This window comes from Pseudarthrobacter phenanthrenivorans, assembly GCF_000813845.1.
In the GTDB taxonomy this organism is placed as follows: domain Bacteria; phylum Actinomycetota; class Actinomycetes; order Actinomycetales; family Micrococcaceae; genus Arthrobacter; species Arthrobacter phenanthrenivorans_B.
Genome location: NZ_JWTB01000005.1, coordinates 184,234 through 205,551, shown reverse-complemented (window position 1 = coordinate 205,551; position 21,318 = coordinate 184,234). Strand labels below are relative to the sequence as shown.

Genomic DNA, 21,318 nt, shown 5'->3' with positions numbered 1-21,318 from the left:
TCCCCGCCGGCGCGTATCACTGAGGAATGCGTTCCCGGACGCCGGCAGCCCGGCACGACCAGCTTCGGGGCCGGGTGGCGGTGGTCACCGGCTCAAGCCGCGGGCTGGGGTTTGCGATGGCGAGGGAGCTGGGCCTGCACGGTGCCGCCGTGGTGCTGGCGGCACGATCGGCCGACGCCGTTGCTGCCGCCGTCGAACGCTTGCGGGCCGAGGGCATCACGGCGTCAGGACGGCGCTGCGATACCGGCGTACTGGCCGACGTGGAAGCGGTCCGGGACGAGGCCCTCGCCCGCGGAACGCTGGACATCTGGGTGAACAACGCCGGGACGTCAGGGGTGTTCGGACCGACGGCGTCCACGCCCGTGGACGACTTCACCCGCGTGGTGCGCACCAACATCCTTGGCACGTTCCACGGGGCGAGGGTCGCTTTGCCGGTCTTCCTTGCCCAGGGCCACGGCGACCTGGTGAACCTCTACGGCCAGGGAGACCAGGGACCCGTAGCCCTGCAGAACGCCTATGCCTCGAGCAAGCGGTGGGTGCGGCAGTTCACCGAAACCCTGCGCCTGGAAACCAAGGGGACCGGCGTACGGGTGCACGGCATGAACCCCGGGCTGGTGGAAACAAATCTCCTGGGCCGGGTGTCATCACAGGCCGGGTACGAGCAGCAGCTCGGGGCCCTGCAGGTGGTGGTGGGGCTGTGGGGCCAGAATGCACGCGAAGCAGCCCGGCCGATCGTTGGGCTGGTCACCGGCGATGCACCGGAATACCGGTTCCTGACCAGGCGGAGGCTGGTGACGCACGGACTGCGCAACGTCCTGCGCGGCCGCCTCCGCCGGCGGAACCGGATGCCCCTGGACGTCACAGTGGTGGAGGGACACTCCGGGAATTGACGACGCTACGGGATTCCCGGCCTGGCCGGCCTTACCGTGGTGGCTGCGTCCCTTGCCAAGGCTCCCTTGGCCCGGGGCAGGAAGATCAGCGCCAGCATCGCGATAACGCAGCAAAGGATGATGTAGAGCGAGATCGAGGTCGAATTCCCGTAGCTGGCCAGCAGGGCCGCGGCAATCAGGGGCGCAGGGCCACCGGCAACCACGCTCGCCAGCTGGTAGCCGAGCCCGGCACCCGTATACCGGATGTCCGTGTCAAAGCTCTCGGCAATCAGCGCGGCCTGCGGCCCGTACTGGATATCGTGCAGGACCAGGCTCACCACGATGGCGACACCCACCCACAAGGCGTCACGGGTGTTCAACAGCCCAAAGTACGGGAACGCGAAGAGTGCCGTCAGCACGATGCCGGTCCCGTAGACGCGGCGCCGGCCAAACCGGTCTGAAAGGCGCCCGAACAAGGGAACGCTGACCAGCCCCAGGGCCGCTGCAATGAGGGTGTCGTCAAGAATCGAGTTGCTGTCCAGTTTCAGCTGCTTGGTGGCATAGGTAATGACGAAGGTAATGAACAGGTAAAACGGAGCCTGCTCGGAGGTCCGCACCAGGGCGGAAAGAAGGATTTCCCTGGGCTGGCGCCTGATCACCTCGATGATCGGGGCCCGCACCACCTTGTTGGACTTGCGGACTGCATCAAACTCCGGGCTTTCAATGACGCGCAGCCGGACGAAGAGGCCCACTCCGATCAGGATGATGCTCAGGATGAACGGGATCCGCCAGCCGTATGCCAGGAAGCCGTCCGTTCCGGTTGAAGCGGTGGTGATCCGGACGACGCCGGTAGACAGGACAAGTCCCAGCGGCACCCCGATCTGTGGCCAGGACGCCGACAGCCCACGGCGGTCCTGGTTGCCCCATTCCATGCTCAGCAGGACGGAGCCGCCCCACTCACCGCCGACGCCGATCCCCTGGATGATACGGAGCAGGACCAGCAGGACCGGGGCGGCCACGCCGATGCTCTGGTAGGTGGGAAGGCAGCCGATCAGTACCGTACCGAAAGCCATGAGGAAGAGCGTGGCCATAAGCGTTGTCTTGCGGCCGATCCGGTCGCCGAAATGGCCAAAAATGGCTGCACCGATGGGCCGGGCAACAAAGCCGACAAATTGCGTGCCGAATGCCGCCAGTACGCCGGCAAAGGCTACCTGCCCCGGGAAGAACAATTGCGGAAACACCAATGCAGCGGCAGTGCCATAAAGGAAAAAGTCATACCACTCAATGGTCGTTCCCACCACGCTGGCCACGGTGGCCCGCCGTACGGCCTGTTCCCGGGTCACTTCTTGAATACTCATCATCACTCCATTGGTCTGATGCAGTAGAACGCCCGGCTTGGCTTCGAAATAGCGACATGGATTGTGAAGCCAGGCCCTGGACCCGCAGTGCGGATCCTCCTTTCATGGTGCGAGGGTCGGTTGCCTGTGTCAACGGTCCGCGGGAGGGCCCGGCGGGCCCGCAGCCGGGGCGGCCGTCGGACGCCTGTCTTGGTTGCTGCAGGCAAATATCAACCGGGCTCTGGACTCTTGGCCGGGGCCCGATCAGACTGTCTACAACAGCTGGCCGGGCGCGGCGGAATTGACGGTACTTTGATGGCCTGGTGCATGGACGGCTGCATTTATTGGGGCTTTACCGTGATGCCTGTTTCACGGCATTGAAAGGACCTGGTCATGCCGGACTTCGCACCGTTCTATCCACTTATTGCCATTATCCTGGGCGTGCTGGTTGCCATCGGGTTTATCTGGGTGGCAACCAAGCTGATGTGGAAAGTGGCTGAACCCAATGAAGCCCTGATCATTTCGGGCCTGACGCGGGGAACCCTCGAAACGCGGGCAGGAATGGATTTCAAGATCGTCACCGGCAAGGGCGCCCTGGTCCTGCCAGGTCTCCAGACGGTACGGACACTGTCGCTGACACTGAATGAAACCGAACTGAAGGTTTCCTGCGTGACGTCCCAGGGCATCCAGGTGATTGTTGAAGGCGTGGTGATCTACAAGATCGGTGATGCACCGCCGTTCATTGCCAACGCGGCCCGGCGCTTCCTGGGCCAGCAGCCCAAGATGGAAAGCCAGGTGTACAACGTCTTCGAGGGCCACCTCCGGTCCATCATCGGCAGCATGACCGTGGAGGAGATCATCCGGGAACGGGACAAGCTCGGTTCCCAGGTCCGCAGCGCCAGCGGGGTGGAAATGGAAAAGCTGGGACTGGTGGTGGATTCACTGCAGATCAAGGACCTGCAGGACCCCACCGGATACATCCAGAACATCGCAAAGCCGCACATTGCCCAGGTGAAGATGGAAGCCCGGATAGCGGAAGCCACGCGGAACCGGGAAGCGGCGGAGAAGGAGGCGGAAGCGGCGGCGCTGATTGCGGACGCCCAAAGCGTCTCGGCGATCCGGCAGTCGGTGGCGCAGGCCAATGCGGAGCGCGCCAGGGCGAACGCCGCCCAGGCCGGGCCGCTGGCCGAGGCGACCGCGCGGCAACAGGTGGTGGTGCAGGAAACCGAAGTGGCCAAGCTCGAGGCGGACCGGGAAGAGCAGAAGCTGCAGACGAGCATCCGCAAGCCCGCAGACGCGAAGGCTTACGCGAAGCGAACGGACGCTGAAGGCCAGAAGGCTGCTGACATCAGCGCCGCCGAAGCGCTGGCCCGCCGCACCGAACTCGAGGCGCAGGCGAACGCACGCCGCACCGAACTGCAGGCCCAGGCAAATGCGACGGCCGCGGCTGCCGCCGCCGGTGCAACGAAGGTCACGGGCGAGGCCGAGGCCGCCGCCACCAGGGCGAAAGGCGACGCCGCTGCATCCGCGATCAAGGCCAAGGCACTGGCGGAGGCGGACGGCATCAAAGCCCGGGCGGAGGCACTGGGCACGAACCAGGACGCCGTCATCTCTCAGCAGCTTGCGGAGAACATGCCCGCCATCATCGCCGCAGCAGCGGAGCCGTTCTCGCACGTGGGCAACATGACGGTGCTGAACGGCGGCGAAGGCGTCAACAAAATGCTGGGCGGCATCCTGGCCCAGGCCGGCGATTACCTGCCGGCCCTCGCGTCCGCGCTGCGCAAGGGTGAGGACACCAAACGGCCCCCGAAGGCTCCCACCCCCTAAAGGCAGGCCAATGCGAAAAGACGTTGACCGGAGCCTGACGGGCAGGATCGGCCGGGTGACCGGGCGGATCGGGCCGGGCACCATCGGCGAAGTCATGCTGCCCTATCTTGGCGGCATCATGGCCTTCCACGCCCACCCGTTCGACAAGACCAGCGTCTTTCCCGTGGGCTCCGAGGTGCTGGTGATCTACTTCGACCCGCCCCAGACGGTCTACGTGGACGAGCTGCCGGACGTGTTGCGGCACGCCGATTAGTGGCCCTGCGTCCGCCTGTGCCGGTGGAGCTACCGGCCGCCCTCCATCTTGCGGCTGCGCTGCTCCTGCGCCATGGGTCCGTAGGGGTACACCCCGGCCTGGGGCCGGCTGGCCAGGGTGAGCCGGTCAACGTCCTCGGCGCTGAGCTGCAGGTCAGCGGCGGCGAGGTTGTCGGCGAGCTGATCAGTGGTCCTCGCGCCAAGGATCACGGAGGTGACGGCCGGACGGTCCGCCAGCCAGGCCAAGGCAACCTGGGACGGGCTCACGCCATGGGCTCCCGCGATGTCCTCGACAGCGTCGACCACGTCCCACGTGCGCGGGTTGTCATTGCGCGCCTTCCAGGCCTCCATGCCGCGTTCGGGATTCTCCCCCAGCCGCGTGGCTCCGGACGGCTGCTGGTCCCGCTTGTACTTGCCGGACAACCAGCCGCCGCCCAGGGGCGACCACGGCAGCAGGCCGATCCCGGCGTCGAGGGCCGCAGGAACGATTTCGAATTCGATCTCGCGGACCAGCAGGCTGTACTGGGGCTGAAGGCTGACCGGCGGGTTCCAGCCGTGGCTCCGCGCCACGTGGACGGCCTTGGTGAGCTGCCAGCCCAGGAAGTTGGAAAAGCCGTAGTAGGCGATCTTGCCCCGCGACACGGCGTCCTGAAGGAAGCGCAGGGTTTCCTCCAGCGGCGTGACCGGATCCCACGCATGCATCTGGTATAGGTCGATCTGTTCCACGCCCAGGCGGCGGAGGGAATCATCCAGGGCCCGGGTCAGGTGCCGGCGGGAGGTTCCGACGTCGTTCGGCGCCGTTCCCATGGGGAAGCGCCCCTTGGTGGCGATCACCGCGGTGTCCCTGAGCGCGGGCCGCGCGGCCAGCCAGCGGCCAATGATTTCCTCGGACACCCCGCTGCTGTAGACGTCCGCGGTGTCAATGAAGTTGCCGCCTGCTTCGAAGTAGCTGTCCAGGATGGCGTGGGAGGTTTCCTCGGTCGCTTCTGCGCCGAAGGTCATGGTGCCCAGCGCGTAATTGGTGACGACGGTGCCGCTGTGGCCAAGGGTTCGATGCTGCATGGATTTCCTCGCGATCAGTGGTGGTTGGATTCCAGGTACCGGGCTGCCGAGTCGGTGGTGGCACTGCGGATCCGGTAGAGGCTGGTGGTGGCGGTGATGTAGACGTCCTGCCCGTCGGGACCGCCGAAGCACAGGTTGGATACGGTTTCCGGCACGGCGACGGTGTGCAGGAGGTCGAAGGACGGTGTGTAAACCCGGACGGACGGACCGGCCGAGGTCCAGATCCTGCCTTCGACGTCCACCCTCAAGCCGTCGGCGGCGTGGCCGTCTTCCAGCGTGAGAAGGCCTGACCGCGGGCCGCACCGGCCGTCCCGGACAGGGTAGGCGGCAATCCGCAGCGGCACGCCGTAGCCGGGGCCGGCCGTGTCCGCCACGTAGAGGATGGATTCGTCCGGCGAGAAGGCCAGCCCGTTGGGGTGCACCAGGTCGGTGACCACCGCCGCCAGCGCCCCGGAAGCCGGATCGAAACGGAACACGTGGCAGCCCCCGTATTCCTGCTCCCCTTCGTGTCCTTCCCTGGTGCCGGGCAGGATGCCGTAGGGCGGGTCCGTGAACCAGATGCCGCCGTCGCCCGCCACCACCACGTCGTTGGGTGAGTTCAGGCGGTGGCCCTCAAAGGTATCCACGATCCCGGTGACCGTGCCGTCCCGGTCGCGTTCCAGCCGGCGCCGGCCGTGGCTGCACTGGACCACGCTGCCGTCGGCATCCAGGGTCCGGCCGTTGGCGTATTCCACGCCAACGGCATAGTCGCGGGTACTCCCGGTGGCTGGGTTGAATTCGAGGATCCTGTTATTGGGAATGTCGCTCCAGCGCACGGTGCGCGAGGACGGCACCCACAAGGGGCCTTCCGCCCACACGGCTCCCGTGAAGAGGCACTCCAGCGGGCCCGTGGTCAGATCGTTGCCCATCAGCGCTCCTTTGCGGTCCACGTCCGGCCGTGCCGCTGTCCGCCCTTTTGGCGGCACCGTCCAGCGGCGGCACGCACAGGCACCACCATAGCGCGGGCCCGGATCACGACGGCGGCACCCCACCGGAGATGCGGAAAGTCAGGAGCTGTGGAGCTGGCGCTGGGCGTCGGGGACGGTCAGGCTGCCGTATCTTTCCATCCGGTGCCAGCGCAGGTGCACGCCGGTCACTGCCGTGACGACTGCTTGGATAACGACGAGATACATGAGCTGCCGGTAGACGAACTGCTGGAGCGGAAGGGTCCACAGCGGGCCCAGGGGCTCCTTGTCGAGCCGGAACGCGTATGCGGCCATCAGCATCTGCACGGCCAGGAAAGCGAGCCAAAGGGCCGCGATGCGCAGCGGGTCGAGGAAGACCAGGCCGTAGACGGCGAAGACGTCGACGATGGGAGCGAAGAGGGGAAGCAGGACCTGCAGTACCAGCAGGTAACCAAGTCCGCGCCGGCCAAGCTTGCCCGCGGCACCGTCCTGGATCACCGCGCCGCGGTGCTTCCACATCGCCTGCAGGGTGCCGTAGCACCAGCGGTAGCGCTGCTTCCACAGGGCGCCGAGGGTGGCTGGAGCCTCCGTCCACGCCCGTGCGTCCTCTTGGTACACCACGCGCCAGCCGTCCCGGCACAGGGCCATGGTCAGGTCGGTGTCCTCTGCCAGGGTGTCGTCGCTGACGCCGCCCACGTTGCGGAGGGCGGCCAGGCGGAAGGCGCCGATGGCACCCGGGACGGTGGGCATGCATTCGGCCACGTCGAACAGCCGCCGGTCAAGGTTGAAGCCGACGACGTATTCGATGTGCTGCCACGCACCCAGGATCCCGCCGCGGTTGGCGACCTTGGTGTTTCCCGAGATGGCCCCTACCCGGGGATCGGCGAAGGGTTGAAGCAGCGCCCGCACCGTGTCGGGCTCGAAGACGGTGTCGCCGTCGACCATGACCACAAGGTCGTAGCTGGCAGCCAGGATCCCCGCATTCAGCGCAGACGGCTTTCCGCCGTTCTCCTTCCGGATGACCCTGACGCCCGGCAGGCCGAGCGCCTCGACGATGTCCGCCGTTCCGTCTGTCGATCCGTCATCCACCACGATGACCTCCACCGGATGGGAGGACGCTGCGATGGACGTGACGGCAGCTTCGATGCCTGCCGATTCGTTGTAGGCAGGGACGATCACGGTCGCCGGTTCGGTGATCACAGGCCTGTGCACCGCGTCCACCCGCCTCCTGCCCCGGCCCTGGCGGCTGGCGCGGCGGGCCGCCCGGCTGTGGCGGGCGGCGAAGAACATCACCAGGACGGCGCGGACCAGCGTGACAACGCCGGCGGCGACGAGGGCCCAGGAGATGGCCGTGACCACGAAGTCGCTGACGCGGATACCCCAGACGAGCGCAGAGCCTCGTGCCTGCTCCAGGCCTGAGGCGGGACGCATGGTGTCCACGCCTGCCGCGCCACCCACTGTGGTGACGCGGTAGCCCTGATCGGAGAACTGCGAGAGGGCCTGGTCCAGGGCGGCGACGGTCTGTTCCCTGTCACCGCCGCCGTCGTGCATCAGGACCACCTGGCCCTGCGGTCCCTGCGGCTTGAGGCTGTCCGCAATCGCCTGGACGCCTGGCTGCTGCCAGTCCTTGCTGTCCACGCTGCTCAGCACCGTGAGGTAGCCCTCGTCCCCCAACCCCTGTATGGCGGACCACGTACTGTCGGTGATTGCTGCGTTGCCTGCGGTGTAAGGGGGCCGCAGCAGGGAGACGGACTGGCCGGTGACGCCCACAATTGCGTCCTGGCCCCCTTGCACCTCAAGCCCGCGCCGCCACTGCCCGGCCGCACCCAGGTCCGTATGGGTCAGGGTGTGGACGCCGATTTCGTGGCCTTCGGCGACGATGCGGCGCACCAGGTCCGGGTGGTCCACCGCGGCAGAGCCGACGACGAAAAAGGTTGCGTGGACGTGGTGTTCCTTCAGCACGTCCAGGATTCGCGGGGTCCACTGCGGGTCCGGTCCGTCGTCGAAAGTGAGCGCCACGGTACGGTCCGGCGGACTGACGGAGCGCACGGCTCCCCCGCGCGAGTCAATGACCGGTCCGCCGCCGGAGACGGCCGCGGGGACATTGCCTGCTGCTGCGCCGGACGGAACGGCGTCCGCTCCGATGCCGCCCAGATGGTGGATGTAGCCCTGCACGGCAAGGGCCAGCCCCAACGCGGCCAGGGTTGCCAGGAGGATGAACCAGTGGGCGGTGACCTTGGCGGGGACGGCGGACGGGCCCGGCCGCGGCGCTTTGTTCCGGGATGCCATATCAGGGGCGGGCCGGGGCGGTGGGCCGGGTGGTCTGGCCGGGTGCAGCGCCGTTGGCCCCCGGTGCGCTGGCGCTTCCGCCGGGCGCAGTGCCGCTCGATCCGGGCGCGGTGCCGCTCATGCCGGGAGCCGGCGCTGCCGTGGTGGGTGCCGCGGGAACCCCGGCGGCAGGTGCCGCCGGCGCGGGCGCGGGCGCAGGAGGCAGGGCCGGGAGGGCCTGGGGCGCGGCCGACGGGGACTGCGCAACGATGGGCACGGCAGCGGACGACGGCGTTCCCGCCGCTTCCGTCCCGGCTGCCTGGGCAGCGGCGTCGGAAGGGACCGGCGCAGCGGTCCGGGACGGTGCCGGCTGCGGCCCTGCCGCGGCCGGAAAGGGGAGGAACGGCGCAGGGCCGCCGGAGCCGCCGATGAAGGCGGCGACGAGCAGGACCACGTAGCCGGCCACGAGTCCCAGGACTCCCAGCCCTATCAGCCGGACCCTGCGGAAGCGCCGGCCGGAGGCGTCAACAAAGATGGGCCCGCGCGCCGACTTCGGGCGCGGCTGATCGGAGGTCTTCTCAGGGGCTTTCATCGAGCATCAACCTTAGAGGCTTAAAAATCGCTAGCACAAAACGCCCCCGGGGCGGCAGGCTGTAGCTAAGATCGAGCAACGGTCAGTCAGTTGAGGCCCTGGAGCCCGTCATGCCGGGCGTGCGACAGGTGAGCAGGGAGGCCACCATGGACACCAGCCGGTCCGAAGAATATCCGCTCGACCCGTTCCCGCACTATGCACACATGCGGTCCGCGGCCCCCGTCCTCCGGGACGAGCAGACGGGGAGCTGGCATGTGTTCCGCTACGACGACGTCCAGCGGGTCCTGTCGGAACACGCCACGTTTTCGTCGCGGATCGGCGGTGACAATTCCTCCGGGTCCGGCCAACTGTTCGCGTCAAGCCTGATCACCACTGATCCTCCGCGGCACCGGCAGCTGCGCTCGCTGGTCACCCAGGCGTTCACTCCCAAGGCCGTCGACGCGTTGGCTCCAAGGATCGCGGAACTGGCCAACGGGCTTCTGGATGAGTTTACGGCAGCCGGGAGCGCAGACCTGATCCGGGAACTGGCCTACCCGCTGCCGGTCATCGTCATTTCCGAGCTCCTGGGCATCCCCGCCGAGGACCGCGGGCGGTTCAAACACTGGTCGGACGTCATTGTCAGCCAAACACGCACCGGGCCGGCCAACACCGAACAGGATTCCACCACGTCAGAGATGGTCGGGTACTTCCTGGCCCTGATCGATGCCCGGCGGAACCGACCGGGCAAGGACCTGATCAGCACCCTGCTTGCTGCCGAGATTGACGGCCAAAGGCTGACAGTGCCGGAACTGCTCGGTTTCTGCAGCCTGCTGCTGGTTGCCGGGAATGAAACCACCACCAACCTGATTGGCAACGCCGTCCTGTGCCTGGCCGAATCGCCGCGCACCCTCGGGCGTGTCCTGGAGGATCCCTCCCTGCTCCCCCAGACCCTCGAAGAGGTGCTTCGATTCCGGTCCCCGGTCCAGTCCATGTACCGGGTAACGGCGGTCGAAACGACGTTGGGCGGCAAGACGCTTCCCGCCGGCGCCCCCGTCGTGGCGTGGATTGGGTCGGCGAACCGGGACGAGCGGCAGTTTGAGCGGCCGGCCGAGTTCGACGTGGACCGCGCCCAGAACCGGCATCTGGCGTTCGGCCACGGGATCCACTTCTGCCTTGGCGCCCCACTGGCACGGCTCGAGGCGAAAATCGCCATGGAGGTGCTGCTGTCCCGCCTGCCCGGACTGTCCGTTGCCCCGGGGACACAGCTGGAGCGGATGCACAGCAGCATTGTCTATGGGCTGAAGACCCTCCCCGTTACGTGGAACGCGCCCTAGGAGCACTGCGGTCAGTCCACGGTCCCGGCGGTTCTTCCCCGGTTCCCGCCTGCCACGGCTGCGCCCCTGGGTACCATCAGGCATGGGCAGGAAGAACTTCCTCATCGAGGGCGGCTCGGGCACGGGAAAAACTGCGGTGTGCCATGAGCTGCGGCGGCGCGGCTACCAGGCCATCAACGGGGACCGGGAACTGGCCTACCAGGGAGACCCGGAAACCGGCAGCCCGGTGCCGGGCGTGACGGGCACCGCCGTGCACCACCACCACATCTGGGACGTGGACAAGGTGAAGTCCCTCGTCGCGGACCGGACTGAGGCCCTGACGTTCTTCTGCGGCGGGTCGAGGAATGTTGGCAGGTTCATCGGGCTTTTCGACGCCGTCTTCGTTCTTGAGGTCGACGCCGAAACCCTGGCAAGGCGGCTGGACGAACGTCCGCTTGACGAATGGGGCGGGCAGAAGGATGAGCGCAGGCTGATTGAGCGGCTCCATCAGACGCGGGCCGAAATCCCGTCCGGCGCCATTCCGATCGATGCCACCGCGCCCCTTCCCCGCGTCGTGGATGACATCCTTCGGCGCGTCCAGGCAAGCGGCGGGGCATAAGGCCCTCACGGCGGACACCCAAGGGCTCGGTGGACGGCAGCGCGCTGCCTCCGTTCAGCCGGCCCCACCCGCCTTTGCCGCGTAGGTGGTTGCCTGGTCCCGTACCTTGCGTATGTAGGTGTCGGACTGGTTGTAGGCGTAGATGGCATCCGTCCAGCCCTGCGCGGTGGTGAGGTCCCGGCCCCGGGCACAGAGATAGGTGGCTGCGCTGAGGGCGGCGTCGTCGATATTGAACGGGTCCGCCGTTCCGTCCCCGTTTCCGTCCCGCCCCACCAGCCGCCATGTGGAGGGGATGAACTGCATGGGCCCGACGGCGTGGTCCCAGTTGGCGTCGTGGTCCAGTGCACCGCCGTCCGTGTCGTCGATGGCGGCAAAACCATCACCATCGAGGCTGGGGCCCTCGATGGGGCCGCTCGCCTGGCCCAAGGCATCGAGGCGCCCGCCGCCGTACGTCCCGTGGGCTGATTCGACAAAGCCGACGGCAGCCAGCGTGTTCCAGCCGATGCCGCAATCCGGATGGGAACCCCTGGCAGCCACGGCTGCCGTGACGTAGGCCCGCAGCGCCCTGGCCGGGATGCCCGTCTGGCTGGCAGCCGAGGACAGCCATTGGGCATCCGGGCTGCGGGTCACGTTCACGGCAGTAGTGATTCCGCTGGGTGCCGCCGCAAGTGTCACTCCTGCCTGCGGCGGTGGCGGCAGGAGGCGCGCGCCCGGCTGCCGGACCGCCCAGAACGAGAACGCGGTGATGGCACAACCGAGAACCAGGCTAAGGACAACAAGGCGTTTGAGGCGGAGCACTGACCAATCAAACCATCCCGCCTGCTATCGGGACGGATCGACCATCGTCATGCCCGCAACGTTGGCCGTGTCCATTCGGGGAAGCAGTTCAGCGGCCTCGTCCAACCCAATAATGCGCTCGATGAGCTTCTGCGGTTCGAGTGCCCCGGATGCTATGAGGGAGAGCATCCCCGGGTAGTCAGCGGCGGCCATCCCATGGCTTCCCAGGACTTCAAGCTCCCACGCGATGACCCGCGCCATGGGTACGCGGGGATGGCCGTCAACCGGTGGCAGGAGACCCACCTGCACGTGCCGGCCGTGACGGCGGAGACTCAGGAGCGCGTCAGCACAGGTCTGCTCGCTGCCGACTGCGTCCACCGAGACGTGGCTTCCTCCGGTGATCGCGTGCACCTGGGCGGGGATATCGGCCCCGTCCGCTGTCAGGACGTGGTCGGCGCCGAGGGAGGCAGCCATCGACAGGGCGGCTGGATTGCGGTCGACGGCGACGACTTTCGCCCCGAGCGCCTTGGCAATCATGACTGCACTGAGGCCCACGCCACCGGCGCCCACGATGGTGACCCACTCGTTGGGAGTGAGCCGGGCCCGCCCGGTCAGCGCCCGGTAGGCCGTTGCGAAACGACAGCCAAGGCTGGCCGCGGCCTCGAAGCCTACGGCGTCCGGGATGGCTATGAGGTTCGTGTCCGCGGCATGGATCACCACCTGTCCGGCGAAGGAGCCCCAGTGGGTGAACCCGGGCTGTTGCTGCTGGGGGCAGACCTGCGCATTGCCGCCCAGGCACCATTCACAGGCGCCGCAGCCTTCCACGAACGGTGCTGTCACCCGGTCACCGGCAGCCCACTTTTCCACGTCCGGGCCAACGGCTGCGATGACGCCGGCGAACTCATGGCCAGGCACATGAGGCAGAACGATGTCGTCGTGCCCGGCCCAGGCATGCCAGTCGCTGCGGCAGAGGCCGGTCGCGACGACGTTGATGACCGCTCCCCCCGCGGGCACGGCCGGCACAGCTACTTCCCGGACCGCCAGCGGTCCTGCGATCCGGTCCATGACGATTGCACGCATCACGATCCTCCTTTGTTTGCTCCCATCGGGAGACCGGGCACACCGGCAGCTTGAGGCCTCCCCAAATCCTAAGGCAGCACATGAGGCGCCAGCGGTGCAGTGGCACGGCCACGTTTCGCTCATCTTGTGCCGGCAGGTGCCGGGGGTACTCCATGCCCCGTAGCGGCCGCCGGGTCTAACCCCCGGAACTGGTCCAGACACTCTTGACGAAATTTCTGAGTAGGCTCATAATTGAGTCAACTCAACTGGAAGGAAGTCCATCATGAAGGCTTTCGTCATCAGCAAATACAAGACCCCCCTGCAGCCGGCGGAGCTGACTGAACCTGCAGTGGGCGACCATGATCTGCTTGTCCGCGTGGAGGCGGCCGGCCTCAACCAGCTCGATGAGAAGATCCGGCTTGGCGGGTTCAGGCAGATCCTTCCCTATGACCTGCCCCTGGTCCCCGGCCATGACGTGGCGGGAACAGTCCTCCAGACCGGCACGAAGGTGCGGCGCTTCAAGCCCGGCGATGAGATCTTTGCCAGGCCCGGCAAAGAACGGATCGGCACCTTCGCGGAACGGATCGCCGTGGCCGAATCCGATGTGGCCCTCAAGCCTGCATCCATCAGCATGGCCGAGGCCGGGTCCCTTCCGCTGGTGGCTTTGACGGCCTGGCAGGCCCTGGTGGAGCGCGGCAAGGTGCAGCCGGGGCAGAAGGTCCTCATCCATGCAGGCGCCGGCGGCGTGGGTTCCATCGCCGTGCAGCTGGCCAAGTACCTTGGTGCCTCCGTTGCCGCCACGGCCAGCGCCGCCAATGCTGAGTTCGTCCGGGGCCTGGGCGCTGATGTTGTTATTGATTACCGAAATGAAGACTTCGAGGAGATCCTCAGCGGATACGACCTGGTGCTCGACAGCCTCGGCGGACGCAACCTGGAGAAATCATTGCGCGTCCTCAAGCCGGGGGGCACCGCGATTGGAATCGCAGGGGCGCCGGACCCCGATTTCGCCCGGGAACTCGGCCTCAACCCCGTACTCCGCCTCGCCATCGGAGTCCTCAGCCGGAGCATCCGCCGCCAGGCGCGCAGGCTCGGCGTGCGCTACGAATTCCTGTTCATGCACGCCAGCGGCAGCCAACTCGGCCGCATCGCAAGGCTTGTCGACGACGGCGTGCTGCGTCCCGTCGTCGGGCGTGTCAGCCCGTTTGCCCAAACGCCGGACGCTTTGAAGGCCCTGGGAAGCGGAGGCCTGCGCGGCAAGGCCGTCGTCATCAATCCCCCAGGCGGCGTGGACCGGGTCAAGGCAGCTGGCCGGCAGCAGCTTGGGGAACAGCCATGAGTCCCGCCAGCATCCACGAACCGTCTTCCTACGCGCAGGCACCCACCCGTACCATCACAGCCGGCGACGTCAGCTATGTGTACCGCGAACTGGGGCCCAGAGGGGGTATTCCCGTCGTCTTCTTCCTCCACCTTGCCGGCAACCTGGATAACTGGGACCCGCGCGTCATCGACCCGATCGCCCGGGAACACCACGTCATCACCTTCGATAACCGCGGACTCGGCGGAACCACCGGTGTGGTGCCGGACAGCATCGAAGCGATGGCTGACGACGCAGTTGCCTTTATCCGGGCCCTGGGCCTGGACAGGATTGATGTCTTCGCCTTTTCCCTGGGCGGCATGGTGGCCCAGGCCCTCATCGGGAAGCACCCGGACCTGGTCCGGAAGCTCATCCTTGCCGGAACGGGTCCGCGGGGCGGGAAGGGCATGGACAGTGTTGCCCGGGTAACGTACCTTGACATCCTGCGGGCCGCCCTGCTCCGGTCTGATCCGAAGGAGTTCCTGTTCTTCAACCGCAACGCCGCCGGCAAGCGCGCTGCAAAGGATTTCATCGGGCGTCTCCAGGAGCGCCGTGCAGGACGTGACCGACCGGTCCGTCTCCGGGCGTTCCGCACCCAGCTGAAGGCCATCAAAGACTGGGGCCGCGCGCAGCCGGCCGACCTGTCTGCAATCAGCAACCCCACCCTGATCGCCAACGGCGACCATGACCGCATGGTTCCTACCGGCCTGTCCACGGACCTGCACCGGCGAATCGCAGGCTCGAAGCTGGTCATCTACCCCGACTCCGGCCACGGCGGCATCTTCCAGTTCCACGAGCAGTTCGTTCCCGTTGCCGTCGAGTTCCTCCAGGGCTGACGCCGGTGCCCGCGCCATTGGCTACACTCGAAGTCAGCCCAGCCCAATGACCGTCCCGGAGGACATCCCGCCATGCAACTTGCTTCCCAGCCCGTCTCCCGGCGGGAACGGAACAAGCAGGCCAAGCTTGACCGGATCACGGCGGCAGCCCGCGAACTTTTTGCCAAGCATGGCATTGACGAGGTCACCACCCAACAAATCGCGGAGAAGGCCGACATCGGCGCGGGCACCCTGTTCCTGTATGCCAAGAGCAAAGGTGAACTGCTGCTGCTCGTCCAGAACTCGGCCTACGCCGATGCCCTTGCCAAGGGCAAGGCGGGCGCCGCGGAGACCAGCGCACCGCTCGAAGCCGTCATGGCCATCATCCGGCCGGTGGTGGAATGCAACCGGACCCAGGTCGACAACGGACGCACCTACCTGCGGGAAATGGTGTTCGGCGACCCCACCGAACCCCACCACCATGCCGCCCTCACTCTTGCCGCCGGTACGGAGGCAGCCATCGCCGCCGTGCTGCAGCGGAACGGCCGCACTTCCGCCAAACCTGCGGCTACCCTTGCCCGCGCCGTCTCCGCCATCATGTTCCTCACCATGGCAGCCGCCACCAACGCCTCCCGGTCCACGGACGAACTGATCCTGGACATCCGGGAGCAGGTAGCGGCCATCCTCCCGGCCTGACCGGCAACCCGCCGCCGGTTGTTGACCGGAGAACGGTACCCCTCTGCCGGTGCCTGCGCACATGTCCCTGGGCAGCACCCGCTACCCGGCGAATCCCCCTCACCCTGCGCCCAGTTCCGGCGCGACTTCCTCGAAAGGCACGTAACCATGACTTCCCTTAACGGAGCAACCGTCCTCGTTACCGGCGCAAACGGCGGCATTGGCACAGAGTTCGTCCGCGAGGCCCTCGCCCGCGGCGCCGCCAAGGTCTACGCCTCCGCGCGCCACCCCCGCTCCTGGGACGACGACCGCATCGTGCCCCTCACCCTGGACGTCACCGACCCCGCGTCCATCCAGGCAGCGGCGGAATCCGCAGCCGACGTCACAGTGCTCATTAATAACGCCGGCGCCTCCCCTGCCAGCGCCAGCCTGCTGACCCTGCCGGAAGAAGACATCCGCTCCATTATGGAGACCAATTTCTTCGGACCACTCAACCTGGCACGCGCTTTTGCGCCGGTGCTTAAAGGGCAGGAAGCAGCCGCTATGGTCAATATCCACTCGCTCCTGAGCTGGTACGCAACGGCCGGTGTCTACAGCGTCTCCAAAGCCGCCCTCTGGTCGGCAACGAATGCCCTGCGGCTCGAGCTTGCCCCGGAGGGCGTCCAGGTCCTCGGCGTGCACGTCGGATGGGTGGATACCGCCATGGCCGCCCACACGGCTGACGCCAAGCTTCCGCCGGCAGTCCTGGTAACGCGGGTGTTCGATGGCCTGGAAGCCGGGCACCATGAAGTGCTTGCGGACGAGGCCTCGATAAACATCAAAGCGGGCCTTGGCGCCGGAATAGAGGAACTCTACCCGCAGCTCAAAGCCCTGTAACCGCTGCTACCTGGGGCGGGTGGTGAGGTCCGCATCGACGTTGGGATTCGATCCGCCGGCTTCCTGCTCCTGGCTGCCTGATGTTGCTTCCGTGCGCAGGGAGGCCTGCCGGGAGCGCCATACTGCTGCACCGGCAGCCAGGGCAACGATTCCTGCGAGCCACCACCAGGTTTTGGACGTCCGGTTGGGGGCGGGAACCCGCTTCCCAGCCCGGGCAGACGGGTTCGGTCCGACGCGCCCCAGTTGCTGCCGGACCTTGGGAGTGAGGGTTTCCACTCCGGCGGCAACGTCGTCCGCCAACTGCCGCAGGATCGCCTGGAGCCGCGGGGAGGCAGTCTCAATTCCGGCGTCCAGGCCTGCCACGGCCCGCTGGAGCGCCGCCTGGACGCCGGGAGTGGCCCACTCCCGGCCCCTGGCCACATGGCTCAGGAGGTTCCCGGAAAGGCCATGGGCCTGCATGGACTCCATCGCTTCTTCTGCTGTCCGCATCAGTGCCTCCTTCTGGTGGTGGTGAAGACAGCTTAGGTCCGGCGGAACGGCGCGGACAGGGCCTTTGGGACCGGGATGAGGCTCTGGCGCGCTCTTCGTCACCGTGCCAGCCGCTGCGTCTGCGGCAGCCGTGTCAGGAATGTGGTTATGACATTCGGGGACGGCGGTTGGCTGCCAGGGCGGCGAGATCACGGATCAGCTGCTGGACCTCGTGTTCCCTCCGGGCGGAACGCGGTGGTTGCGCTGCTGCCCGGGGCCTGGCCAAGCGGGTCCGCGGTGGAGCAGGCAGGGGCACGGTGCGGCATGGTTGCGCCGGCAGAGTTGGTCCGTTGCCCGTGCTGGGATTGCTTGTGCTCATGCGTCCCCCTTGCCCTGTCCGTGTAGGAAGATCCGGCCGCCGTCTTTGTAGAGACACTTTAGGGAGGCGACAGGATCAGGGGGAAGATGCTTTGTCCACCATCGGGACTTATTGTGTCAATCTTGAGATTCGGGGCGCGATCAGACCCCGGTGCCCCGGTTCCGCGGCAAGGCGGTGGAGGAGCTGGCGACGGCTGGGGGAGGTATCCGTGGTCTCAGACGAACACCCTCGCCGCCAGCTCCGGTAACGACTTTACGTGCGCTCTTCCCCCATGCGCCCGAGTAACTGGTACGCGTTTCGCGGAGGCCCGGTACTTGCCGGCGGCTGCAACGCCGGGGCGGCCGGTCCCTGGCTGCGGCCGTTGACGCTTTCAGGCCGGAATACCCTAAAGCGACTGCCGCCGGCCGTGTTCAGTTGGGGGCATGGGAAGAACTCAGTTGGCCCTTCGAGGCGTTAAGGCGTTTCATACAGCGGCCTGGTTCAGTATCGAGGCCTGCATGGTCTATCTGCTGTATGCGGGATTCCGCGGGAGGAGCGACAAGCGGGCAGCGGCGGCAGCAGCGGTTGTCGCCGGTGAAACACTGGTCTTCGTCGGCAATGGCTTTCATTGCCCGCTGACCCCCTTGGCGCGGCGGCTTGGGGACCCCACCGGCTCTGTCACAGACATCTACCTGCCCCGCTGGTTTGCCCATAACCTGCCCGCAATCCACGTTCCCCTGCTCGTTCTCGCCATAGTCCTGCACCGGCGGAATCTTAGGAGACGGAAGCCCAGCCCCGCACGGCAACTGCCCCGACCAGGGAATTCTTCCTGACAGCGCGCCGAAGCGACGCCGACAATGGCCTTCCCAACGCTGCCATGTGGAATAATCCGAGCTAGTGGTCCTTACCGGACCGCTCCAGATTAAGGAGGGCTCGATGCCGGCCATGTCAGGGAGTACGGCGCATGCGCCCAATGCGCACATCAACAACTCCCAGGTGCCCAAGCATGAGCAGCTCCGGCTCATCATCCTCAAGCTTGCCAAAGAGGAGTTGGAGCCGGGGGCCCGGCTTCCCAGCGAACGCACCCTCATGGATTCATATGGCGTCAGCCGCATCACCGTCCGGGCCGCAATCGGCCGCCTGGTCAACGAAGGGCACCTGGTCCGCGTTCCGGCCAAGGGCACCTTCGTTGCGGACTCACCCGTCCAGTCCACGCTGCATCTGGCATCCTTTACCCAGGAAATGGAGGCGATGGGGCACGTTCCCAGCACGGTGGTCCTGGTGGCCGAGCGTCTTGAAGCGCCGGATGACACCGCAGAGGCGCTCGGCCTCGCACCGGGCGCCGAGGCCTACCACCTGAAGCGGCTCCGCCTGGCGGACGGGCGGCCGGTAAGCGTCGACGACGCCTGGTACAACCCGCAGCATGCGCCCGGACTGCTGGGCATCGATCTCAGCGGCTCCGTCTACAAGGCCCTGGCCGGGCAGTTCGGGCACCAGATCGACCGGGCCCGCCAAAGCGTCAGGTCCGAGGGCGCCCCGGCCGACGTCGGGGCGCTCCTCGGGACGGGAACGGGGGCACCGGTGCTTGCCTTTGACCGCGTGTCCTATTCAGGCGACCTGGCCATCGAACATTCGCGTTCCTGGTACCGCTCGGACCGCTACTCCCTCACCATGGAAGTGCGCCTGTAGCAGTTCGCCTAGCCGAGCGTAAACAGCAGGTCGCCCGCGGTGACGCTGCCGGCGTCCACCAGCGTGGCGCTGTCCGGCTTGGTATCCAGGACGACGACGGGACTCACCATTGAGTAACCCGCCGCCACCGCCGCCGTGGGATCCACGTGCATGACCGGCTCTCCGGCCTTGACCTCATCCCCCTGGCTGACGAGCACCTTGAAGCCGTCACCTTTGAGCTTCACCGTGTCGATGCCCACGTGCGTCAGGACGCCCCGTCCGGATGGCTCAACCACCACAAAGGCGTGCGGCAGCATCTTGACCACCTTCCCCGCAACGGGGGATACGACGTCGAACGCCACGCCTGCGGGTGGTTCCACGGCCGCGCCGGAACCCACCATCTGCCCCGCGAACACGGGGTCGGGAACGTCGGCCAGCGGAATGACTGCACCGCCAATCGGGGCATGGACCGCCAGGGACCGCGCCATTAGAGGAGGTCCTCGATATCTTCGGCCAGCGTGTCCGCCTCGGGTCCCACAATCACCTGCACGGCGGTGCCGGCAGCCAGGACGCCATGGGCACCGGCGGCCTTGAGGGTCGCTTCGTTTACCAGCGAGGAATCCTTGACCTCGGTGCGCAGCCGCGTGATGCAGGCTTCGACTTCCACGATGTTGCCGGCCCCGCCCAGGCCTTCAATGATTTTTTCTGCTTTGGACATGGCTGCCCTTTCTGACGGTGCCCTCTCGGAGCACATCTTCGAACACCGGAGCCGGCGGCTGCGGTACGACCAATGATGGCTTCTTTTGCCACCGGCGGCCTGTCCCGGAGGAGATTTTCCTTCCTTGACACCGACGGTGGGATGAATCACACTGAACTGGTCATAACCAGACAGTACCGGCTGGAACCGTTCTTTCACAAGCCCCCACCCAACCCCACAGAGGTGCACACCATGTCATCCGAGACCACCGCCCTGGCAGCTGAAAAGAAGCCAAACCGGGCCTTCGCCACCCTCCAGCGGCTGGGCCGCTGCCTGATGCTCCCCATCGCTGTCCTTCCGGCCGCCGGCATCCTGCTGCGCATCGGCCAGGCCGACCTGCTCGGCGCCATTCCCGGCTTTGAAGGGGGCGCCGCCGTCATCTCGGCCGCCGGCAACGCCGTCTTTACCTGGCTCCCGCTCATCTTCGCCGTCGGCATCGCCGTCGGCTGGGCCAAGAAGGCTGACGGGTCCACGGCACTCGCCGCGGTTGTGGGCTACATGGTGATCGACGGCGTCTTCAAGGCCATGTCGCCGCTGGTTCTCGACGGGCAACTGGACCCTGGCGGGAAGCCGGCCATGATCAACTACGGCGTCCTCGCCGGCATCGTGGTGGGCCTGTTGTCCGCCGGGCTCTGGCAGCGGTTCTACCGCACCAAGCTGCCGGACTTCCTGGGCTTCTTCAGCGGCCGGCGCCTGGTGCCCATCCTGACCTCCGTCACCAGCCTGGTGGTCGGCGTCGTCATGGCCCTCCTGTACCCGCTCTTCAACGCAGGCCTTTCCGCCGTGGGCGAGTTTGTGGCGGGCAACGCCGTACTGGGCGGCGGAATCTACGGTTTCGCCAACCGCATGCTGATCCCTGCGGGCCTCCACCACATCCTGAATTCGGGCGTATGGTTCCTCATCGGCGACTACACGGACGCGTCCGGCCACCTGGTGCGCGGCGACCTTAACCGCTTCTTTGCGGGCGACCCCACCGCCGGCACCTTCATGACCGGCTTCTTCCCCATCATGATGTTCGGCCTTCCGGCCGCTGCCCTGGCCATCTGGCGCCATGCCAAGCCCTCCCAGAAGAAGATCGTGGGCGGCATCATGCTCTCCACCGCGCTCACGGCGTTCTTCACCGGCATCACCGAACCGCTTGAGTACTCGTTCATGTTCGTTGCATTCCCGCTCTACATCGTCCATGCAGCACTGACCGGAACCTCCATGGCCCTGGTGAATGCGCTGGGGATCCATCACGGCTTCACGTTCTCAGCCGGGCTGATCGACTTCGTCCTGAACTTCGGCAAAGCCCAGAACGCGTGGCTGTTGATCCCGATTGGCCTGGGCTATGCGGTGATCTACTACTTCCTCTTCTCGTTCGTCATCAAGCGCTGGAACCTGCGCACCCCCGGCCGCGAAGACGACGAAGTCACAGTGGAAACCGAAGCCGCAAAGTAAGCCCTTCCA

General features: G+C 66.7%; 21 protein-coding genes. 11 read left to right on the top strand and 10 right to left on the bottom strand.

Translation table 11 applies throughout. The features are described from left to right. Positions 1 to 26: 26 nt before the first annotated feature. Positions 27 to 890: an SDR family NAD(P)-dependent oxidoreductase gene (locus tag RM50_RS02820; RefSeq protein WP_043449676.1), complete on the top strand. Its 864-nt coding sequence runs from the start codon at positions 27 to 29 to the stop codon at positions 888 to 890. A 5-nt stretch (positions 891 to 895) separates the two neighbouring features. On the opposite strand, the gene RM50_RS02815 is transcribed toward RM50_RS02820, so the two are convergent. Further along, positions 896 to 2,227 (bottom strand): MFS transporter, encoded by a 1,332-nt coding sequence (locus RM50_RS02815; protein ID WP_205622215.1) that lies wholly within the window; start codon positions 2,225 to 2,227, stop codon positions 896 to 898. Between the two features lie 372 nt (positions 2,228 to 2,599). Between RM50_RS02815 and RM50_RS02810 the strand changes: the two genes are divergently transcribed. Both RM50_RS02810 and RM50_RS02805 read left to right on the top strand, forming a co-directional pair. Then, complete coding sequence (locus RM50_RS02810) at positions 2,600 to 4,033, top strand: flotillin family protein (RefSeq protein ID WP_043449672.1); 1,434 nt, start codon at positions 2,600 to 2,602, stop codon at positions 4,031 to 4,033. 10 nt (positions 4,034 to 4,043) lie between these two features. After that, a complete protein-coding gene (locus RM50_RS02805) occupies positions 4,044 to 4,286 on the top strand; it encodes a hypothetical protein (RefSeq protein ID WP_082006948.1) in 243 nt (80 codons plus the stop codon). Positions 4,287 to 4,315: 29 nt separating this feature from the next. Here the strand turns inward: RM50_RS02805 and RM50_RS02800 are convergent, their stop codons facing one another. From RM50_RS02800 to RM50_RS02785, 4 genes are all read right to left on the bottom strand, one after another. Beyond that, a complete protein-coding gene (locus RM50_RS02800; protein ID WP_043449670.1) occupies positions 4,316 to 5,347 on the bottom strand; it encodes an aldo/keto reductase in 1,032 nt (343 codons plus the stop codon). A 14-nt stretch (positions 5,348 to 5,361) separates the two neighbouring features. Then, the gene (locus RM50_RS02795) at positions 5,362 to 6,255 is read right to left on the bottom strand and encodes an SMP-30/gluconolactonase/LRE family protein (RefSeq protein ID WP_043449668.1); all 894 of its coding nucleotides are present in this window, start codon (positions 6,253 to 6,255) and stop codon (positions 5,362 to 5,364) included. A 138-nt stretch (positions 6,256 to 6,393) separates the two neighbouring features. Then, entirely contained in the window at positions 6,394 to 8,580 is a 2,187-nt protein-coding gene (locus RM50_RS02790) for a bifunctional polysaccharide deacetylase/glycosyltransferase family 2 protein (RefSeq protein WP_043449666.1), read from the bottom strand. Between the two features lies 1 nt (position 8,581). Beyond that, positions 8,582 to 9,151: a hypothetical protein gene (locus RM50_RS02785; RefSeq protein WP_052259918.1), complete on the bottom strand. Its 570-nt coding sequence runs from the start codon at positions 9,149 to 9,151 to the stop codon at positions 8,582 to 8,584. Between the two features lie 146 nt (positions 9,152 to 9,297). Between RM50_RS02785 and RM50_RS02780 the strand changes: the two genes are divergently transcribed. Further along, positions 9,298 to 10,464: a cytochrome P450 gene (locus RM50_RS02780; RefSeq protein ID WP_043449735.1), complete on the top strand. Its 1,167-nt coding sequence runs from the start codon at positions 9,298 to 9,300 to the stop codon at positions 10,462 to 10,464. Positions 10,465 to 10,546: 82 nt separating this feature from the next. After that, positions 10,547 to 11,062, top strand: a complete 516-nt coding sequence (locus tag RM50_RS02775) for a nucleoside kinase (protein WP_043449664.1) — start codon at positions 10,547 to 10,549, stop codon at positions 11,060 to 11,062. A gap of 54 nt (positions 11,063 to 11,116) precedes the next feature. Here the strand turns inward: RM50_RS02775 and RM50_RS02770 are convergent, their stop codons facing one another. Next, on the bottom strand, positions 11,117 to 11,860 hold the full coding sequence (locus RM50_RS02770; protein ID WP_043449662.1) for a lytic transglycosylase domain-containing protein: 744 nt from the start codon (positions 11,858 to 11,860) through the stop codon (positions 11,117 to 11,119). Between the two features lie 24 nt (positions 11,861 to 11,884). Further along, on the bottom strand, positions 11,885 to 12,919 hold the full coding sequence (locus RM50_RS02765; protein WP_043449659.1) for a zinc-dependent alcohol dehydrogenase family protein: 1,035 nt from the start codon (positions 12,917 to 12,919) through the stop codon (positions 11,885 to 11,887). 262 nt (positions 12,920 to 13,181) lie between these two features. Here RM50_RS02765 and RM50_RS02760 point away from each other — a divergent pair, with 262 nt between their 5' ends. From RM50_RS02760 to RM50_RS02745, 4 genes are all read left to right on the top strand, one after another. Continuing rightward, entirely contained in the window at positions 13,182 to 14,234 is a 1,053-nt protein-coding gene (locus tag RM50_RS02760; protein ID WP_052259917.1) for an NADP-dependent oxidoreductase, read from the top strand. Continuing rightward, positions 14,231 to 15,088, top strand: coding sequence for an alpha/beta fold hydrolase (locus tag RM50_RS02755; protein ID WP_043449658.1), 858 nt, complete (start codon positions 14,231 to 14,233; stop codon positions 15,086 to 15,088). Before RM50_RS02760 ends, RM50_RS02755 begins: the two co-directional genes overlap by 4 nt. 72 nt (positions 15,089 to 15,160) lie before the next feature. Then, positions 15,161 to 15,763 (top strand): TetR/AcrR family transcriptional regulator, encoded by a 603-nt coding sequence (locus RM50_RS02750; protein ID WP_043449656.1) that lies wholly within the window; start codon positions 15,161 to 15,163, stop codon positions 15,761 to 15,763. Between the two features lie 147 nt (positions 15,764 to 15,910). Further along, the gene (locus RM50_RS02745) at positions 15,911 to 16,618 is read left to right on the top strand and encodes an SDR family oxidoreductase (protein ID WP_043449654.1); all 708 of its coding nucleotides are present in this window, start codon (positions 15,911 to 15,913) and stop codon (positions 16,616 to 16,618) included. 6 nt (positions 16,619 to 16,624) lie between these two features. Here RM50_RS02745 and RM50_RS02740 read toward each other — a convergent pair whose 3' ends face one another. After that, positions 16,625 to 17,107: a hypothetical protein gene (locus RM50_RS02740; RefSeq protein ID WP_043449652.1), complete on the bottom strand. Its 483-nt coding sequence runs from the start codon at positions 17,105 to 17,107 to the stop codon at positions 16,625 to 16,627. A gap of 1,273 nt (positions 17,108 to 18,380) precedes the next feature. Between RM50_RS02740 and RM50_RS02735 the strand changes: the two genes are divergently transcribed. Continuing rightward, entirely contained in the window at positions 18,381 to 19,133 is a 753-nt protein-coding gene (locus tag RM50_RS02735) for a GntR family transcriptional regulator (RefSeq protein ID WP_043449650.1), read from the top strand. 8 nt (positions 19,134 to 19,141) lie between these two features. Here RM50_RS02735 and RM50_RS02730 read toward each other — a convergent pair whose 3' ends face one another. Next, positions 19,142 to 19,600, bottom strand: a complete 459-nt coding sequence (locus RM50_RS02730; RefSeq protein ID WP_043449647.1) for a PTS sugar transporter subunit IIA — start codon at positions 19,598 to 19,600, stop codon at positions 19,142 to 19,144. Continuing rightward, positions 19,600 to 19,830, bottom strand: coding sequence for a glucose PTS transporter subunit EIIB (locus RM50_RS02725; RefSeq protein ID WP_043449645.1), 231 nt, complete (start codon positions 19,828 to 19,830; stop codon positions 19,600 to 19,602). The genes RM50_RS02730 and RM50_RS02725 overlap by 1 nt, the downstream gene beginning before the upstream one ends. Before the next feature lie 231 nt (positions 19,831 to 20,061). Between RM50_RS02725 and RM50_RS02720 the strand changes: the two genes are divergently transcribed. Beyond that, positions 20,062 to 21,309 (top strand): PTS transporter subunit EIIC, encoded by a 1,248-nt coding sequence (locus tag RM50_RS02720; RefSeq protein ID WP_043449731.1) that lies wholly within the window; start codon positions 20,062 to 20,064, stop codon positions 21,307 to 21,309. Positions 21,310 to 21,318 lie beyond the last annotated feature (9 nt).

Coding starts and splice junctions, on each gene's coding strand:
- RM50_RS02820 (WP_043449676.1), top strand. CDS start 27: ATGCGTTCCCGGACGCCGGCAGCCCGGCACGACCAGCTTCGGGGCCGG.
- RM50_RS02815 (WP_205622215.1), bottom strand. CDS start 2,227: ATGAGTATTCAAGAAGTGACCCGGGAACAGGCCGTACGGCGGGCCACC.
- RM50_RS02810 (WP_043449672.1), top strand. CDS start 2,600: ATGCCGGACTTCGCACCGTTCTATCCACTTATTGCCATTATCCTGGGC.
- RM50_RS02805 (WP_082006948.1), top strand. CDS start 4,044: ATGCGAAAAGACGTTGACCGGAGCCTGACGGGCAGGATCGGCCGGGTG.
- RM50_RS02800 (WP_043449670.1), bottom strand. CDS start 5,347: ATGCAGCATCGAACCCTTGGCCACAGCGGCACCGTCGTCACCAATTAC.
- RM50_RS02795 (WP_043449668.1), bottom strand. CDS start 6,255: ATGGGCAACGATCTGACCACGGGCCCGCTGGAGTGCCTCTTCACGGGA.
- RM50_RS02790 (WP_043449666.1), bottom strand. CDS start 8,580: ATGGCATCCCGGAACAAAGCGCCGCGGCCGGGCCCGTCCGCCGTCCCC.
- RM50_RS02785 (WP_052259918.1), bottom strand. CDS start 9,151: ATGAAAGCCCCTGAGAAGACCTCCGATCAGCCGCGCCCGAAGTCGGCG.
- RM50_RS02780 (WP_043449735.1), top strand. CDS start 9,298: ATGGACACCAGCCGGTCCGAAGAATATCCGCTCGACCCGTTCCCGCAC.
- RM50_RS02775 (WP_043449664.1), top strand. CDS start 10,547: ATGGGCAGGAAGAACTTCCTCATCGAGGGCGGCTCGGGCACGGGAAAA.
- RM50_RS02765 (WP_043449659.1), bottom strand. CDS start 12,919: ATGCGTGCAATCGTCATGGACCGGATCGCAGGACCGCTGGCGGTCCGG.
- RM50_RS02760 (WP_052259917.1), top strand. CDS start 13,182: ATGAAGGCTTTCGTCATCAGCAAATACAAGACCCCCCTGCAGCCGGCG.
- RM50_RS02755 (WP_043449658.1), top strand. CDS start 14,231: ATGAGTCCCGCCAGCATCCACGAACCGTCTTCCTACGCGCAGGCACCC.
- RM50_RS02750 (WP_043449656.1), top strand. CDS start 15,161: ATGCAACTTGCTTCCCAGCCCGTCTCCCGGCGGGAACGGAACAAGCAG.
- RM50_RS02745 (WP_043449654.1), top strand. CDS start 15,911: ATGACTTCCCTTAACGGAGCAACCGTCCTCGTTACCGGCGCAAACGGC.
- RM50_RS02740 (WP_043449652.1), bottom strand. CDS start 17,107: ATGCGGACAGCAGAAGAAGCGATGGAGTCCATGCAGGCCCATGGCCTT.
- RM50_RS02735 (WP_043449650.1), top strand. CDS start 18,381: ATGCCGGCCATGTCAGGGAGTACGGCGCATGCGCCCAATGCGCACATC.
- RM50_RS02730 (WP_043449647.1), bottom strand. CDS start 19,600: ATGGCGCGGTCCCTGGCGGTCCATGCCCCGATTGGCGGTGCAGTCATT.
- RM50_RS02725 (WP_043449645.1), bottom strand. CDS start 19,830: ATGTCCAAAGCAGAAAAAATCATTGAAGGCCTGGGCGGGGCCGGCAAC.
- RM50_RS02720 (WP_043449731.1), top strand. CDS start 20,062: ATGTCATCCGAGACCACCGCCCTGGCAGCTGAAAAGAAGCCAAACCGG.